The sequence below is a fragment of the Pseudonocardia sp. HH130630-07 genome (assembly GCF_001698125.1).
Taxonomy (GTDB): domain Bacteria; phylum Actinomycetota; class Actinomycetes; order Mycobacteriales; family Pseudonocardiaceae; genus Pseudonocardia.
This window is the reverse complement of record NZ_CP013854.1, coordinates 3068975-3084488: the sequence shown is the minus strand read 5'-3', so window position 1 is coordinate 3084488 and position 15514 is coordinate 3068975. Positions and strand designations below refer to the sequence as shown.

Here is a 15514-nt window from a genome sequence, read left to right as displayed (position 1 = left end):
GTCAGAAGCCCTTCGGCGGGACGAGCTCGAGGTACAGCGCGGTGAGCACGAGGTTGATGAGGAAGACCAGGACGAAGGAGATGACGACGGCCTGGTTCACCGCGTCGCCCACACCCTTCGCCCCGGGCGGCGGGTTGAGCCCGCGGTAGGCCGCCACGACCCCGGCCACGATCCCGAACAGGAACGCCTTGATCTCCGAGACCACGATGTCGGAGACCTGGGCGATCGCCGAGAAGCTGTTGATGTACGCGCCGGGCGACCCGCCCTGGATGATGACGTTGAAGAAGTACCCGCCGGAGACGCCGACGCAGGTGGCCAGCCCGTTCAGCACGACGGCCGTGATGCCCATCGCCAGCACCCGCGGCACCACCAGCCGCTGGATCGGGGAGATGCCGAGCACCTCCATCGCCGAGATCTCCTCGCGGATGGTCCGGGCCCCGAGGTCGGCGCAGACGGCGCTGCCGCCCGCGCCGGAGATGAGCAGCGCGGTGACGATCGGCGCCGCCTGCTGCACGATCGCGAGCACCGAGCCGGCACCGGTCTGCGACTGCGCGCCGAACTGGCGGGTCAGCTCACCCAGCAGCAGCGCGATCGTCGCGCCGAAGGGGATCGTGAACAGCGCCGTCGGCAGCGCGGAGACCTTGGTGACGAACCAGACCTGCTCGACGAGCTCGCGCAGCTGGAACGGGCGGCGCAGGGACTGCTTGCCGATCTCGACGCCCAGCCCGAGGAACCGGCCGACCGGGGTGAGCGCCCGGGTGACCGGGCTCGGCGCGGTCACCGGTCGCCGCCGGAGAGCTGGTGCCGCCCGGACGCCGGCGGGTCGTCGGGGCCGGAGTCGGTGACCCGCGGGTGGATGTCGGTGGGCCACTCGTCGGTGTCGGGGGCCGGCTCGCGTGCCTCCTCGTGGGTGCTGCCGTCCCGGGCCGGGGCCCACTGCTCGGTCGGCCCGTCGTCGTCGGCCGGGGCCGCGGAGCCGTAGGAGGCGCGGATCGCCCGCTGGGCCGGCTCCGGGAGCTCGTGCAGCATCGCCTGCACCCGCTCCCGGCGGCGGTGCACCGCCTGCCGGTCCGGCATCCCGGTGGAGGCCTCCAGCTGCGGCTTCATCGGCGGCAGGCCCTCCAGCTCGCCCGCCTCCTCCATCTCCCGGGCGGCCTGGGCGGCGTCCTTCTCCTCGGACATGCCGATCGGGCCCTCGCGCCGCCCGTTGAGGAACTGGGCGACGACCGGCTCCTCGGAGGTCAGCAGGACCTCGCGCGGGCCGAACATGGCGAGGTGCTTGCGGTAGAGCAGGCCCATGTTGTCCGGCACCGTCTGCGCCGAGTTGATGTCGTGCGTGACGATGAGGAACGTCGAGTCGGTCTGCGCGTTCAGGTCGATGATCAGCTGGTTCAGGTACGCGGTGCGCACCGGGTCGAGCCCGGAGTCCGGCTCGTCGAACAGCACGATCTGCGGGTCGAGCACGAGCGCCCTGGCGAGCCCGGCCCGCTTGCGCATGCCGCCGGAGATCTCCCCGGGCAGCTTGCCCTCGGCCCCCGTCAGGCCGACCATCTCGATCTTCTCCATCACGATGTCGCGGACCGCGGTCTCGGACTTCTTCGTGTGCTCGCGCAACGGGAAGGCGATGTTGTCGAACAGGTTCATCGAGCCGAACAGCGCGCCGTCCTGGAACAGCACGCCGAACAGTTTGCGGATGTCGTAGAGATCGGACTCCGAGCACCGCACGAGATCGACGCCGTCGATGACGATCGAGCCCTGCTCCGGCTTCAGCAGCCCGATCAGACACTTCAGGAAGACCGACTTGCCGGTACCGGACGGCCCGAGCAGGACCGACACCTCACCGGGCGGCAACGTCAGCGAGACGTCCGACCAGATGTTGGCCCGGCCGAAGGACTTCGTCAGCCCCTCGACCTTCACCTCGACACCGGTCACCTGCCGCCTCCTCGCGCAATCGACCGTCCGGCCCGCACCGGGGGCCGGAAGACGCGGGGAGCGTGGGCCACTCGTCGGTGCTGAACGGCACAACGAGACGACGCGCACCGAGTTACTTACAGGTATCGGAAGCCCGGAACCGTGACCATAACGTGCTCTACGTTATGGTCACGCTCCGTCAGCAATTTCCGGCGATGATAGCGGACCGTGGGTAACAGTTGCTCCCGGAGCGGGCACCGAACTGGGCCGAACGGACCTTCCGCCCCCCGGGACGACACCGGAGGTCGCCGGACCACCCGAACTGACGATCACTCGATCGGCCCAGTGCCCGGCCGGACGTCGACGGGCGCGTAGGTCAGGATCAGCCGCTGGAAGTCGTCGAACAGGACCCGCAGGAGATCGCGGTCGCGCGGGTCGCAGGTCTGCTGGAACCCGGCCATCAGCGACATTCCGAGCACCGCGAGCCGGTGCGCGTCGGCCCGGTCCGCGACGACCTCGCCGACCACCTGCTCCAGCGCGATCCGGCGCTGCACGTCGACCCGGGCCTGGGCCCGGCCCACCTCGGCGTCGATCTGCGCCCACGCCCGGATGGCGGCCTCCGCGTCGTGGCGCAGCTCCACGGTCAGCCGCTTGACCACGAGCATCCGCTCGATCGGGTCCGCGGTCGCCCGGGCCAGCTCGACGACGCGGTCGGTCTGCTCGGCCTCCCAGTACTGCAGCAGCCCGCGGACGAACCCGGCCCAGCCGCCGAAGTGGTGGTAGAAGGACCCGCTGGTCACCCCGAGCGAACGGCACAGCGGGCCGATCTTCAGCCCGGCCGCCCCGTCCCGGGCGAGGATCGACATGGCGGCGTCGAAGTACTGCTCGGCGACCACCTGCCGGCCCGCTCTCCTGGCCACCTCGCCCGATCCCGCCCCTCGCCGCCGTGTTGGTGCGACCAGGGTGCCACGAGCCGCGTCCGCCGCGACTCTTGGGCAGTAACGTAATCTACGTTATGTTCTGGACCGGACGCAGCACTCGCACGACGACGTGGAGGAGACGTGCCCGGATTCGCCGACGAGGACGAGCTGTACCGCTACATCGGCGGGATCTTCGAGACCGCCCTGGCCGATCCCGAACTCGAACCGAAACTGCGCGCCACCGGCCTGGTGCTGCGCCAGCAGTGCACCGATCCGGAGTCGGCCCTGGTGATCGACCTGCCCGGCGGTGCCGTCTGGCGGGGCTCTGATCCCGGCGCCCCGGCCGCGCACGCGACGATGACGATGGCGACCCAGACCGCCAACGCCTACTGGCAGGGGGCGGTCAACCTGACGTTCGCCATGGCCAGGGGCCGGGTCACGGTCGACGGCACGGTGACCAAGCTGCTGCAGCTGGCGCCGCTGGCCAAGCGCCTGTTCCCGGTCTACGTCGAGCGGCTGCGCGCCGACGGCCGCGACGACCTGCTGGTCGCACCGTGACCGGCGCGGGCCGGGCGTACGACCCGCTCGACGTCTCCACGCAGGCGTTCTGGTCCCGATCGCCGGACGAGCGCGAGGAGACCTTCGCGCAGCTCCGCCGGGACCGGCCGCTGTCCTGGCACCCGCCGGCGGAGACCGAGCTGCTGCCGGACCCGGACGCACCGGGGTTCTGGGCGCTGGTCACGCACGCCGACATCACCGCCGTCAGCCGGGACCCGGAGACGTTCGCCTCGGGACAGGCCTACGGCGGTGTGATGCTCGAGGACGTCCCCGAGGACATGCTGGAGGCGGCACACTCGATCCTCGCCATGGACGCACCGCGGCACGCCCGCCAGCGCCGGGTGATCGCCTCGGTGTTCACCCCGCGGCGGACCCGGCGGATCGAGGACCAGATCCGGGCCCAGGCCGCCGCGATCGTCGACGACCTGCTCGCGCTGGGGGGCGAGGCGGACTTCGTCACCGCCGTCGCGGCCCGGCTCCCCATGTGGACGATCTCGGAGATGATCGGCATCCCGGCGCAGCGCCGCCAGGAGGTCGCCGACGCCGCCAACGCGATGGTCGCCTGGAACGACGCCGACTACATCGGCGACGGCGACCCGATGGCGGTCCTGCTGAACGCGCTGATGACCCTGCACACCGCGTCGTTCGAGCTGTCCGCGCTGCGCCGCGACGAACCGGCCGACGACCTCATGACCGCGCTGGTGCAGGCCGAGGTGGACGGCGCCTCGCTGACCGACGAGGAGATCGCGGCGTTCTTCGTGCTGCTCTGCGTGGCCGGGAACGACACCACCCGCCAGACCGCGAGCCACGCGGTGCTGGCGCTCGACCGGCACCCGGAGCAGCGCCGCCTGCTCACCGCGGAGTTCGACGACCGGATCGGGCCGGCCGTCGAGGAGTTCGTGCGCTGGGCCACCCCGGTGCTGACCTTCCGCCGGACCGCGACCCGGGACACCGAGATCCGCGGGCAGCGGATCTCCGAGGGCGAGCGGGTGGTGCTCTTCTACCACTCCGGCAACCGGGACGGGTCGGTCTTCACCGACCCGCACCGCTTCGACATCACCCGGGCCGAGAACCCGCACGTCGCGTTCGGCGGCGGCGGGCCGCACTTCTGCCTGGGCAGCCACCTGGCCAGGACCCAGCTGCGCTCGCTGTTCGGCGAGCTGCTGACCCGGGTCCCCGACCTGTCCGTCGGCGAGCCGGACCGGCTGACCGGCAACTTCATCAACGGGATCAAGCGGCTGCCGGTGACCTTCGGGACGGGCGGCTGAGCCGCCCGTCCCGCACGTACCGGGCCGTTCAGACCGCCGTGTCCTGCCGGTGCACCGGGCAGGCCGGGAACGTGCCCAGCTCGCGGACGTCGTAGCCCTGCGGGTAGCTGCGGATGTTCGGCGAGTCCGGCACCGAGTACGGCTCCGTCCGCACCGGCATCCGGCGCACCACCGCGCCCCGGGCCCGCAGCAGGGCGTCGGCCGCACGGCGGACCGGCGCCGGCGGGAACCGGTAGCCGAGCGCGTCGAGCAGCGGCGGGTCCATGAGCGCCAGCACGAACCCGCGGGCGGCCCGCTTCGGCAGCCGGTCGGTCGGCGGGAACGTCGTGGCCAGGTCGAGCGTCGCGTCGGCGACGGCCCGGCCGCCCGGGTCGTAGCCGAAGTGCTCGCCCTCGTAGGCGTCGAGCAGCGCGCCGAACTCCTGCCAGGTCGCCGGGACGTCCCGGATCCCCATGTGCCGCCCGAGCCGCCGGTAGTAGTTCGCGGTGGCGACCCGTTCGACCTCGGTGTGCCGGCGCCAGCCCCACCGGTCCACCCAGCGCAGCGGCACGACGACGAACGTCGCCAGCACGTAGCGCATGTCGTCGTTCGAGATGTCGTAGGAGCGGTGCATCTGGTTCATCCGGCGGATCCCGGCCCGGCCCTCGACGTGGTCGAACCCGTTCGCCAGCACCGACTCCAGGATGAGCGCGGTGTCGTCGTAGCGCTTCTGCACCCGTCCGGTGAACTCACCGGTGCCGGCGAGCAGCCGCCCGATCGACGGCACCGCGTAGGTGCGGAACAGCGCCAGCGACAGCGCCTGCTGGATGTCCCAGGGGAACTCCAGCCCGGCCAGGTCCCGGTAGATCTCGACGTAGTCCGTCTCCGGGTCCATCGCCGCGAGCGCGTCGCGCCGGTCGTACCGTCCGGGCCGGGTCATCGTGTCCGTCCTCTCTGCTCCGCGGTCAGGACGCCGCGGCCGCGGCGAGCACCTGCTGGTCCTCGGCGTGGAAGCGCTCCTCGAGCTTCTCCGGCTCGGCGTCGGAGTCGATCGTGCGCAGGTCGGCGCCGCGGGCGGACTCGATCGCCCCGAGCCGGCGGCCGACCTTGTCCATCGCGTACTCGGCCATCTCGTTGATGTCGATCCCGAACGGGGCCCGCCCGTCCTCCCACCGGTCGACCGTGCCGGTGACGACGCCCATCGCCGGCACCATCAGCTCCTGCATCCGGCCGTCGACGACGTCCCACAGCGCGTCGTCGGCGGCCACGTGCCGGCGGCAGGTGAAGGTGCCCCAGGCCATGTGCCTGCGCTCGTCGTCGCCGATGTGCTTGATCACCTTCTGCATGCCGGGCAGGATGCCGCGCTCGGCGCAGATCTTGTTCCAGGCGAAGTAGCCGGTGAGCGCGAGCGTGCCCTCGACGACGTGGTTGTAGGTCACCGAGGCGCGGATCTGGTTCGCCGGGCTCGGGTCACCGGCCAGCGCGTAGAGGCTCTCCGGCAGCGCCCGGGTGAAGATCTCCAGGTAGGACTCGTTGCGGTCGATGTAGGAGTGCAGGTCGCCGGTCATCCCGACGGCGTCGAACCACAGCCGGAAGGCCTGGGTGTGCTTGGCCTCCTCGAAGACGAACTGGGTCAGGTACATCTCGTCGCCGAGCCTGCCCTCGGCCGCCATCGCCGCGACGAACGGCTGCAGGTCCTGGGTCACCGACTCCTCGCCCGCCATGAACTGCGCGGCGAGCGCGCAGGTCTGCCAGCGCTCGTCGTCGGTCATCGCGGCGAAGTCGACCGCGTCCTGGGTGAAGTCGATCGCGGCCGGGTCCCAGTGCCTGGCGTTGCCCTTGCCGAACAGCCGCATCGGGAACGAGTCGGCCCGCAGCCGTCCCGCGGACAGGCTGGCGAACCCGTCCCGCTTGCCGTGCTCGATGGTGCGCGTCGCGGTGGTGGTCACGTTCGGCTCCCTTGCCGTCGGTGGGCACTAGTAGCGGATCAGGCCCCTGATGTTGCGCCCCGCCCGCATGTCCTCGTAACCGTCGTTGACCTGGTCGAGCGTGTACTCCCGGGTGATCAGCTCGCGGAGCTTGAGCTGGCCGAGGTTGTGCATCTCGAGCAGGCGCGGCACGTCGTGCTGGGCGGCGGAGCTGCCGAACAGGGCGCCGCGGACCTGCTTCTCGTAGAGGGTGAGGTCGAGCAGCGACAGGGTCGCCGTCTCCTCCTCGGCGTTGGCCAGCGCGGTGACGACGACCCGGCCCCGCTTCCCGACCAGCTGCAGCAGCGGCTGCAGCTCGGCCCCGGCCGCGACGCCGGTGCAGAGGATCGCGGCGTCGGCCATCTGCCCGCGGGTCAGCTCGCTGACGATCCCCCACGCCTCGTCGATGCTCGCCGCGACGTGGGTGGCCCCGAGCTCGCGGGCGCGCTCACGCTTGAACTCGACCGGGTCGACCGCCACGACGTAGCGGCAGCCGGCGACCCGGGCGCCCTGCACCGCGTTCGCGCCGATCCCGCCGACGCCGACGACCACGCACGCGTCGCCCGCGCACAGCTCGGCGCTGCGCACCGCGGACCCGAAACCGGTGGTCACACCGCAGCCGACCAGCGCGGCCAGGTCCAGCGGGAAGCCCTCGTCGATCTTCACGACCGACTTCACCGGGACGACGGTGTGCTTCGCGAACGTCCCGAGCAGACACATCTGCCCGACCTCCTGACCGCGAGCGGAGAACCGGTAGGTCCCGTCCAGCTGCGGGCCGAGGGTCGCGCCGGCGCCGTCGTTGCAGAGGTTCGGCAGACCCTTCGCGCAGTACGGGCACCGCCCGCAGGACGGCAGGAACGTCATCACGACCGGATCGCCGACCGCCAGCTCGGTCACACCGGGACCGACCTCGATCACCCGGCCGGCGCCTTCGTGCCCGCCGACCATCGGCAGCACCGCGGGCAGGTCCCCGGTCACCAGGTGTTCGTCGGAATGGCACATCCCCGACGCCGTCAGCTCCACCATCACCTCACCGGCGTGCGGGGCGTCGAGTTCGACCTCCTCGACCTCCCACTTGCCGCCGGGTTCCCACAGCACCGCTGCCGTCGTCCGCATGCCGGTCGATGATGCGGACCGGGTGGCCTGGGGCACACCCGCCGTCCGCGCCACGGCTGGCCCCCGGGTGCCACCTCAGGCCGGGGGGAGCGGCAGCGTCAGCCGGGCGACGAGCCCGCCGCCGTCGCGCGGGAGCAGCCGCAGCTCGCCGTCCATCGCCGAGGCCAGCGCCTCCACGATCCACAGGCCCAGCCCGGCGGTGCCGCGCCGCTCCCCCAGTGCGACGCCCTTCGCCGTCACCACGCCCTGCTGGCCGTCCGGCAGGCCCGGGCCGCGGTCGCGGACCTCGGCGAGGAGCTGCGAGCCGTCGTGGGTCAGGTGCAGCTCGACCGGCGCGTCGCCGCTGTGCCGGGCCGCGTTCTCGGCCAGGTTCGTCAGCAGCCGGCGCAGCCGCTGCGGATCGCAGAGCACCGCTGCGTCCGGCGGCACGACGACCGGGCGGCGGCGCCCGGCCGCGACCCCGGCGGCGTCCAGCGCACCGGCGGCGATGTTGGCCAGTGCGACCCGGCGGGGCCGGTTGCGGCCCAGCGGGCTGCCGTCGGAGACGGCGAGATCGGCCAGCCCGTCCAGCATGTCCTGCAGGTGGGCGGCGTGATCGGCGAGCAGCCGGGACGCCGTCCGGGCCGCGTCCGGGGACAGCCGTTCCCGGGCCAGGTCCGCGGACAGCGCGGTCAGCGACGCGACCGGCGTCCGGAACTCGTGCAGCACCACCCGGGCACCGTCGAGCCGGACCCGGCTCTGCGAGACGATCCGGTCCCGCAGCTCCCGCTCGGACAGGTACCGCTCGTGCTCGCTCTCGGCCCGGGCCCGGTTGGTCGCGGTCTCGGCGAGCTGGCGTTCCAGGAGCCGGACCAGCACACCGACCAGCACCGCGGTCGCGAACAGGAACCCGGTCCACCACACCCCGGCGACGATCCGGTCCGGCAGCGAGGTCCCGGGCGCCGACCCCGGTACGGCGGCCGCGGTGTAGCCGACCCCCAGCACGACGGCGGCCGCCCGGCCGACCCGGTCCCCGGCCCGCAGCGCGATGGCGATGACGACCAGCGGCAGCGCCGCGACCATCGGGCTGGCGATCCCGCCGGTCAGCCCGCAGGCCAGCACGGCGAGTGCACCGTCCACACCGGTCAGCACGGCCGGCCGGACCGGCAGCGTCCCGCGCAGCACCGAGATGGCGGCGAGGGCGGTCGCGTACACCGCGGTGAGTCCGATCAGGACGGTCGCCGCGAGCACCCGGTCCCCGGCGACCTCCGGCCGCACGACGACGAGCACCACCGCGGCGAGCACCACGCACAGCCGCAGGACGACCGCGGTGCGCTCCTCGTCGACCCGTTCCGGGAGCTCGTCGGAGCCCCGTCCGGCCGCCCGGCCGGCCGTCCTGTCCGCCATGTCGGTGACACCCCGATCTCCCGGCTCGCCCGTTGCCGGCGCGCCCACACTAGGCTCGCCGTCGTGCCCGACGAGCCACACGTCGTCGTCATCGTCGACGACCACGCCCTGTTCTCGCAGGGTCTCGCCCTGCTGCTGGAGTCACGCGCCGGGGACAGGTTCCGGGTCGCGGGCTCGGTCACCGTGGGCGAGGAGGCGGTCGCCCTCGTCGGCCGGCACCGGGCCGGGATCGCGATCGTCGACCTGGCGCTGCCCCCGCTCGGCGGGGTGGAGACGATCCGGCGGATCAAGGCCGCCTACCCGGCGACCCGGGTGCTGGCGCTGTCCGGCACCGAGGACCTGGACCTCGCCGCCGACGCGCTGCGCGCCGGTGCCGACGGCTACCTCGGCAAGTCGGCGGACCCCGAGGTACTGGTCGCGCCGCTGCTGGCGATCGCGGCCGGGGTGCGGGTGCTGCGCGGCGAGCTGCTGGACGCGCTGCTCAGCGCGTCGGACCGGACCTCCGGCGGTCTGCTCGACCGGCTCGGCGAGCGCGACATCGAGCTCTGGACGCTGCTCGCCCGCGGGATGGAGACCGCCGACATCGCGCGCCCGCTGCTGGTGAGCGAGCGCACCGCGAAGCGCATGATCGCCTCGCTGCTGCACAAGCTCGGCGCGGCCAACCGGATCGAGGCCGCCGCGCTCGCCGGCCGGTGCGGCCTGCTCGACGAGGATCCCCCCGGCCGCTGACCGGCGCTCAGCCGCGCGCGACGGTGACCTGCCCGACCGCGGCGACGGCCGCACCGTTGCGCGCGACCAGCTCACCGAGGCGCTCCGGGACACCGGGACCCTCGGCAAGCCACTGCCGGCGGGCCAGCCGCCAGGCCGCGACGACGGTCTCCAGGGCCAGCCGCACCAGGTGCTCGGGCTCCCCGCCGGTCACCGGCCGGATCCGGTCGTAGAGCCGCTCGGTGGTCGCCGCGCACAGCCGCAGCGCCGCGGCCTCCACCGTGGGGTGCTCGTCGATGATCCGGGCCGCGGCGGCGACGCGGGCGAACCAGGTCCCGTCCCGCTCGGCGAGTGCGCCGGTCAACGCCGTCGTCAGGGCCGTGGTGAGCGGGCCGGGCGACAGGTCGTCGGCAGCGTCGACGAACGCGTCGAACAACGCCCGCTCGACGGCGAGCACCACGTCCTCCTTGGAGCCGAACAGCCGGAAGAACGTGCGGGGCGACACCTCGGCGTCCTCCGCGATCGCCTCCACCGTGGTGGCCGCGAAACCGCGCGAGCCGATCAGCCGCAACGCCGAGTCGACGAGATCGGACTCGGTGCGGCGGCGCCTGCGCTCACGCAGCCCCGGGGTGTCGGACACAGCGGTGATCCTAACCGCGGGGACCCGTTCTGGCACTTGCTGCCCACTGGCAGTCCGTGCCACATTGTGGTCATGGATGCTCTCGTCGTCGATCCGGCCGCCCCGGCGCGGCTGCGCCCCGCCACCGTCCCCGATCCGGTGCCCGGGCCCGGTGAGCTGCTCGTGCGGGTCACCGCGGCGTCGGTCAACCCGGGCGAGCTCGCGGCGCTGGCCACGGCCGCGCCGGGGACGGTGCCCGGCTGGGAGGCGGCGGGCGTCGTCGTCGAACCGGCGGCCGACGGCAGCGGCCCGGCCCGCGGGTCCCGCGTCGTCACCGCCGGTTGGGGTGGCGGCTGGGCCGGGCTCCGGGCGGTGCCGGTGGGCGTCACCGGGACGGTCCCGGACGGCGTGCCGGACACGGAGGCGGCCACCCTGCCGATCGCCGCCGGGTCCGCGCTGCGGGCGCTGCGCGACCTCGGCCCGCTGCTGGGGCGCCGGGTACTGGTGACCGGCGCGACGGGTGCGGTCGGCCGGTTCGCGGTCCAGCTCGCCGCGCTCGGCGGGGCCGACGTCGTCGCGACCGTCCGCGACCGGGGCCGGATCGACGAGCTGCGCGCGCTCGGCGCCGGCGAGGTGGTGGCCGGCGCGGGCGCGGTGCCCGGGCCGGTCGACGGCGTCGTCGACACCGAGGGCGGGCCCGATCTCGTCGCCGCGTTCGGCGCGCTCGCCCCCGGCGGCACCGTGGTGTCCGTCGGCCGCGCGTCCGGTGCCGACGCGGTCTTCGAGCCGGCCGCGCTGCTCGGCGACACGCTGCGGCACGGCCGCTCGCTGCGCACGTTCTTCCTGTTCGACGGCACTCCCGGCCTCGACCGGGACTTCGGCTGGCTGGCCGGGCTGCTCGGCCGGGGGCTGCTGCGCTCCCGGGTCGACCACGTCGCGGCGCTCGCGGACGCACCGGCGCTGCTGTCCGGGACACCGGGCGGCAAGGTGGTCCTGCTGCCCGGCGGGGGCTGACCGGCCGGCCCGGCCCGGGCGGGCCACGGCTGGCCCGGCCACCGGCTGGGCGGGCATGATCCGGTGCCGCGAGAATCACACCGGGCCGGGCAGGTCCGTGCCCGCCACATCTCGCGAGGAGGCGCTGATGGCCGTGTTCGCCGACGAGGCCGAGGTCTACGAGTACCTGGGCGGGGTCTTCCGGCTCGGCCTGCAGGACCCGGAGCTGGTGGCGGCGCTGCAGCCGTCCGGGGTGGTCCTGCGGATCACCTACACCGGCCCGGACGCCGTCGTCACCGTCGACCTGCCGAACGCCGAGCTGCACACCGGCGCCGGCGCCGGCCCGGATCCGAACATCGAGCTGTTCATGACCGCCGACACCGGGAACCGGTTCTGGCTGGGCAAGGTGGTCCTGCCGGTCGCGCTGGCCAAGGGCGACGTGCGTGCGAAGGGGCCGGTGTCGAAGCTGCTCAAGCTGCTGCCGCTGGCCAAGCAGCTGTTCGAGCCGTACCGCCGCAGGCTGGAGGCCGAGGGGCGCGAGGACCTGCTCAAGGCCTGAGCCCGCAGGACCCACACGACGAGGAGGTTGCCGGTGACGCAGGGCAAGGGGCCGCTGGCCGGGCTGAAGGTGGTCGAGCTGGCCGGGCTCGGCCCGGGACCGCACGCCGCGATGATCCTCGGGGATCTGGGCGCGGACGTGGTCCGGATCGACCGGCCGTCCGGCGGGCTGCAGCTCGGCTCCGCCCGGGTGCCGGACCCGACGAGCCGCGGCCGGCGCACCGTCACCGCGGACCTGAAGGACCCCGGCGGCCGCGAGACCGTGCTGCGCCTGGTCGAGCGGGCCGACCTCCTCCTCGAGGGCTACCGGCCGGGGGTGACCGAGCGGCTCGGCGTCGGGCCTGCGGACTGCCACGCCCGCAACACGCGCCTGGTCTACGGCCGGATGACCGGCTGGGGCCAGGACGGGCCGCTGGCCGCGCGCGCCGGGCACGACATCAACTACATCTCGCTGACCGGTGCGCTGCACGCGATCGGGCGCTCCGGTGAGCGCCCGGTGCCGCCGCTGAACCTGGTCGGCGACTTCGGCGGCGGCTCGATGCTGCTGGTCGTCGGGGTCCTCGCGGCGCTGTGGGAGGCCCGCTCGTCCGGGCAGGGTCAGGTCGTCGACGCGGCGATGGTCGACGGCGTCAGCGTGCTCAACCAGATGGTCTGGGGCTTCCTCGCCCAGGGTGCCTGGGCCGACGACCGCGACTCCAACCTGCTCGACGGGCACGCCCCGTTCTACGACACCTACACCTGCTCCGGCGGCGGGCACATGGCCGTCGGCGCGCTCGAACCGCAGTTCTACGCCCAGCTCGTCGCCGGGCTCGGGCTGACCGACGAGGAACTCGGCGACCAGTACGACCGCTCCGGCTGGCCCGCGATGCGGGCCCGGTTCGCCGAGGTGTTCGCCACCCGGACCCGCGACGAGTGGACGGCCGTGTTCGCCGGCACCGACGCCTGCACCACCCCGGTGCTCTCGTTCGCCGAGGCGGCCGAGCACCCGCACCTGGCCGCGCGGGCCACCATCGTCACCGCCGACGGCGTCCCGCAGGCCGCACCGGCACCCCGGTTCTCCCGGACCGGCACCACCACCGCGACCCGCGGCACCGATCCCGAGACCGTCGAGGACGTCCTCAGGGACTGGTGACCGGGAGCGGACGACACGACGCCCCCGGCTCCGCGAGGAGCCGGGGGCGTCGTGTGGTGCAGGTCAGGAGATCAGACCGTCTCCTCGACGTCCGCAGACAGCAGGTTGCGGGTGCGGTTCGGGTCCACCGGGATGCCCGGGCCCGTCGTCGTCGAGAAGGTGATCTTCTTGACGTAGCGGCCCTTGGCGGCCGACGGCTTGAGCCGCAGGATCTCGTCCAGCGCGGCGCCGTAGTTCTCCACCAGCTTCTCGGTGTCGAACGAGGCCTTCCCGATGACCAGGTGCAGGTTGGCCTGCTTGTCGACCCGGAAGTTGACCTTGCCGCCCTTGATCTCGTTGACGGCCTTGGTCACGTCCGGGGTGACGGTGCCGGTCTTCGGGTTCGGCATCAGGCCACGCGGGCCGAGGATGCGGGCGATCCGGCCGACCTTGGCCATCTGGTCCGGGGTGGCGATGGCGGCGTCGAAGTCGAGCCACCCACCCTGGATCCGCTCGATGAGGTCCTCGGCGCCGACGGCGTCCGCACCGGCGGCCTCGGCCTCGGTGGCCTTGTCGCCGGTGGCGAACACGATCACCCGGGCGGTCTTACCGGTTCCGTGCGGCAGGTTCACGGTCCCGCGGACCATCTGGTCCGCCTTGCGGGGGTCGACGCCCAGCCGGAGGGCGACCTCGACGGTCGCGTCCGTGTTGCTGCTGGAGGTCTCCTGGGCCAGCTTCGTCGCCGAGAGCGGCGAGTAGAGGCGGTCCGCGTCGATCTTCGCGGAGGCCTCGCGGTAGGCCTTGCTGCGCTGTGCCATCTGTCCTCGTCTCCTTCTGGGAGGTCAGTCCGTGGTGCGAGCCGCGCCCGGCTCTCCCACGCGTGCGGTGTGGACTCTCAGCCCTGGACCGTGATGCCCATCGACCGGGCGGTGCCGGCGATGATCTTGGCGGCCTGCTCGATGTCGTTGGCGTTGAGGTCCTTCATCTTGGTCTCGGCGATCTCGCGGACCTGGGCCTGCGTGACCGTGGCGACCTTCGTCTTGTGCGGCTCGCCGGAGCCCTTGTCGACGCCCGCCGCCTTCAGCAGCAGCCGGGCCGCCGGCGGGGTCTTGAGCTCGAAGGTGAACGAGCGGTCCTCGAACACCGAGATCTCGACCGGCACGACGTTGCCGCGCTGGGCCTCGGTCGCCGCGTTGTAGGCCTTGCAGAACTCCATGATGTTGACGCCGTGCTGGCCCAGTGCGGGGCCGACCGGCGGGGCCGGCGTCGCGGCGCCGGCCTGGATCTGGAGCTTGATGATCGCGGAGAGCTTCCGCTTCTTGGGGGGCATGTCCGTTCCTCAGTGATCGATGTACACGACGCGCGGCCCTGCCATGCCGCGGACGTTCCTCACGGGTGCGTCAGATCTTGGAGACCTGGTTGAACCCGAGCTCGACCGGGGTCTCCCGGCCGAAGATCGAGACCAGCACCTTGAGCTTCTGGGCATCGATGTTGACCTCGGAGATGCTCGCGGGGAGCGTCGCGAACGGGCCGTCCATGACGGTCACCGACTCGCCGACCTCGAAGTCGACCTCGATGGTGGGGGCGCCGCCGGAGCTCGCCGAGCCGCCGGTCGTCGCGGCCTTGCCGCCCTCGGCCTCCTTCTTCGGGGCCTCGGTCTTGGGCAGCAGGAACTTCACGACCTCGTTGATCGTCAGCGGCGACGGCTTGGACGTGGCACCGACGAAACCGGTGACGCCCGGGGTGTTGCGCACCGCGCCCCAGGACTGGTCGTTCAGCTCCATCCGGACCAGGATGTAGCCGGGCAGCACCTTGCGCTGGACCTTCTTGCGCTGCCCGTTCTTGATCTCGGTGACCTCCTCGGTGGGCACCTCGACCTGGAAGATGTAGTCCTCGACGTCCAGCGTCTGCGCGCGGGTCTCGAGGTTGGACTTCACCTTGTTCTCGTACCCGGCGTAGGAGTGGATGACGTACCAGTCACCGGGGGCGCGGCGCAGCGCGGCGCGCAGCTCCTCCTCCGGGTCCACGTCCTCGGCGGGCTCGTCGTCGGCCCCGGGCTCCCCGGACGCGTCGTCCGTGGTCCCGTCGGCGGCGTCCGCGCCGGTCCGGTCGTCGTCGGAGTCCGCCGCGCCGACCGTGTCGCCTGCGTCGGCCGGGTCCTCGTCGGAGTCCGCGTTCTCGGCGTCGATCGACTCCGCGGCCGCGCCGGGGGTCGAGTCGTCCTCGGCGTCGGTGTAGTCACCGGACACGGCGTCCTCACCGTGGGCGGCCTCGACGTCGGCGTCCTGCACGGACTGCTCGGGCAGCGTCTCGTCGGCCGCGTGCTCGGCGACGGCGTCGATCGCGGCCTCGTCGGCCTTCTCGTCGTACGCGTTGCTGTCGGAGGTCACGTCCGTCTCGCTTCCTTGTTGCTGTCCGGG

Annotated in this window: 17 protein-coding genes; 6 read left to right on the top strand and 11 right to left on the bottom strand. The window is 73.1% G+C overall.

What is annotated here, in order from left to right; genetic code table 11:
• Position 1: 1 nt before the first annotated feature.
• The 3 genes from AFB00_RS14985 to AFB00_RS14975 all read right to left on the bottom strand — a co-directional run bounded on the left by AFB00_RS14985 (position 2) and on the right by AFB00_RS14975 (position 2831).
• On the bottom strand, positions 2-781 hold the full coding sequence (locus AFB00_RS14985) for an MlaE family ABC transporter permease (RefSeq protein ID WP_068797755.1): 780 nt from the start codon (positions 779-781) through the stop codon (positions 2-4).
• The gene (locus tag AFB00_RS14980) at positions 778-1932 is read right to left on the bottom strand and encodes an ABC transporter ATP-binding protein (protein ID WP_068797754.1); all 1155 of its coding nucleotides are present in this window, start codon (positions 1930-1932) and stop codon (positions 778-780) included. Before AFB00_RS14980 ends, AFB00_RS14985 begins: the two co-directional genes overlap by 4 nt.
• Positions 1933-2240: 308 nt before the next feature.
• Complete coding sequence (locus AFB00_RS14975; RefSeq protein WP_156819545.1) at positions 2241-2831, bottom strand: TetR/AcrR family transcriptional regulator; 591 nt, start codon at positions 2829-2831, stop codon at positions 2241-2243.
• A 141-nt stretch (positions 2832-2972) separates the two neighbouring features.
• Here AFB00_RS14975 and AFB00_RS14970 point away from each other — a divergent pair, with 141 nt between their 5' ends.
• Together AFB00_RS14970 and AFB00_RS14965 are read left to right on the top strand one after the other, a co-directional pair.
• Entirely contained in the window at positions 2973-3389 is a 417-nt protein-coding gene (locus AFB00_RS14970; RefSeq protein WP_068797753.1) for an SCP2 sterol-binding domain-containing protein, read from the top strand.
• On the top strand, positions 3386-4657 hold the full coding sequence (locus tag AFB00_RS14965) for a cytochrome P450 (protein ID WP_068797752.1): 1272 nt from the start codon (positions 3386-3388) through the stop codon (positions 4655-4657). The genes AFB00_RS14970 and AFB00_RS14965 overlap by 4 nt, the downstream gene beginning before the upstream one ends.
• 28 nt (positions 4658-4685) lie before the next feature.
• On the opposite strand, the gene AFB00_RS14960 is transcribed toward AFB00_RS14965, so the two are convergent.
• From AFB00_RS14960 to AFB00_RS35600, 4 genes are all read right to left on the bottom strand, one after another.
• Positions 4686-5576 (bottom strand): oxygenase MpaB family protein, encoded by an 891-nt coding sequence (locus tag AFB00_RS14960; RefSeq protein ID WP_068797751.1) that lies wholly within the window; start codon positions 5574-5576, stop codon positions 4686-4688.
• Positions 5577-5601: 25 nt separating this feature from the next.
• A complete protein-coding gene (locus AFB00_RS14955) occupies positions 5602-6585 on the bottom strand; it encodes a R2-like ligand-binding oxidase (RefSeq protein ID WP_068797750.1) in 984 nt (327 codons plus the stop codon).
• Positions 6586-6612: 27 nt separating this feature from the next.
• The gene (locus AFB00_RS14950; protein WP_068797749.1) at positions 6613-7719 is read right to left on the bottom strand and encodes an NDMA-dependent alcohol dehydrogenase; all 1107 of its coding nucleotides are present in this window, start codon (positions 7717-7719) and stop codon (positions 6613-6615) included.
• Between the two features lie 75 nt (positions 7720-7794).
• The gene (locus AFB00_RS35600; protein ID WP_068797748.1) at positions 7795-9105 is read right to left on the bottom strand and encodes a sensor histidine kinase; all 1311 of its coding nucleotides are present in this window, start codon (positions 9103-9105) and stop codon (positions 7795-7797) included.
• Positions 9106-9168: 63 nt separating this feature from the next.
• Here AFB00_RS35600 and AFB00_RS14940 point away from each other — a divergent pair, with 63 nt between their 5' ends.
• A complete protein-coding gene (locus AFB00_RS14940) occupies positions 9169-9834 on the top strand; it encodes a response regulator (RefSeq protein WP_068797747.1) in 666 nt (221 codons plus the stop codon).
• A gap of 7 nt (positions 9835-9841) precedes the next feature.
• Here the strand turns inward: AFB00_RS14940 and AFB00_RS33265 are convergent, their stop codons facing one another.
• Positions 9842-10453, bottom strand: coding sequence for a TetR/AcrR family transcriptional regulator (locus AFB00_RS33265; protein ID WP_068797746.1), 612 nt, complete (start codon positions 10451-10453; stop codon positions 9842-9844).
• Between the two features lie 72 nt (positions 10454-10525).
• Between AFB00_RS33265 and AFB00_RS14930 the strand changes: the two genes are divergently transcribed.
• From AFB00_RS14930 to AFB00_RS14920, 3 genes are all read left to right on the top strand, one after another.
• The gene (locus AFB00_RS14930; RefSeq protein WP_083276042.1) at positions 10526-11446 is read left to right on the top strand and encodes a zinc-binding dehydrogenase; all 921 of its coding nucleotides are present in this window, start codon (positions 10526-10528) and stop codon (positions 11444-11446) included.
• Between the two features lie 127 nt (positions 11447-11573).
• Positions 11574-11984 carry a sterol carrier protein gene (locus AFB00_RS14925; RefSeq protein ID WP_068797744.1) on the top strand — a complete coding sequence of 137 codons (411 nt, stop codon included), beginning with the start codon at positions 11574-11576 and terminating at the stop codon, positions 11982-11984.
• Positions 11985-12017: 33 nt separating this feature from the next.
• Positions 12018-13115, top strand: coding sequence for a CaiB/BaiF CoA transferase family protein (locus AFB00_RS14920; protein WP_068797743.1), 1098 nt, complete (start codon positions 12018-12020; stop codon positions 13113-13115).
• A 71-nt stretch (positions 13116-13186) separates the two neighbouring features.
• Here AFB00_RS14920 and rplA read toward each other — a convergent pair whose 3' ends face one another.
• The 3 genes from rplA to nusG all read right to left on the bottom strand — a co-directional run bounded on the left by rplA (position 13187) and on the right by nusG (position 15484).
• A complete protein-coding gene (gene rplA, locus AFB00_RS14915) occupies positions 13187-13912 on the bottom strand; it encodes a 50S ribosomal protein L1 (RefSeq protein ID WP_068797742.1) in 726 nt (241 codons plus the stop codon).
• Positions 13913-13989: 77 nt separating this feature from the next.
• Positions 13990-14424: a 50S ribosomal protein L11 gene (rplK, locus tag AFB00_RS14910; RefSeq protein ID WP_068797741.1), complete on the bottom strand. Its 435-nt coding sequence runs from the start codon at positions 14422-14424 to the stop codon at positions 13990-13992.
• Between the two features lie 70 nt (positions 14425-14494).
• Complete coding sequence (gene nusG, locus AFB00_RS14905) at positions 14495-15484, bottom strand: transcription termination/antitermination protein NusG (protein WP_442965859.1); 990 nt, start codon at positions 15482-15484, stop codon at positions 14495-14497.
• Positions 15485-15514 lie beyond the last annotated feature (30 nt).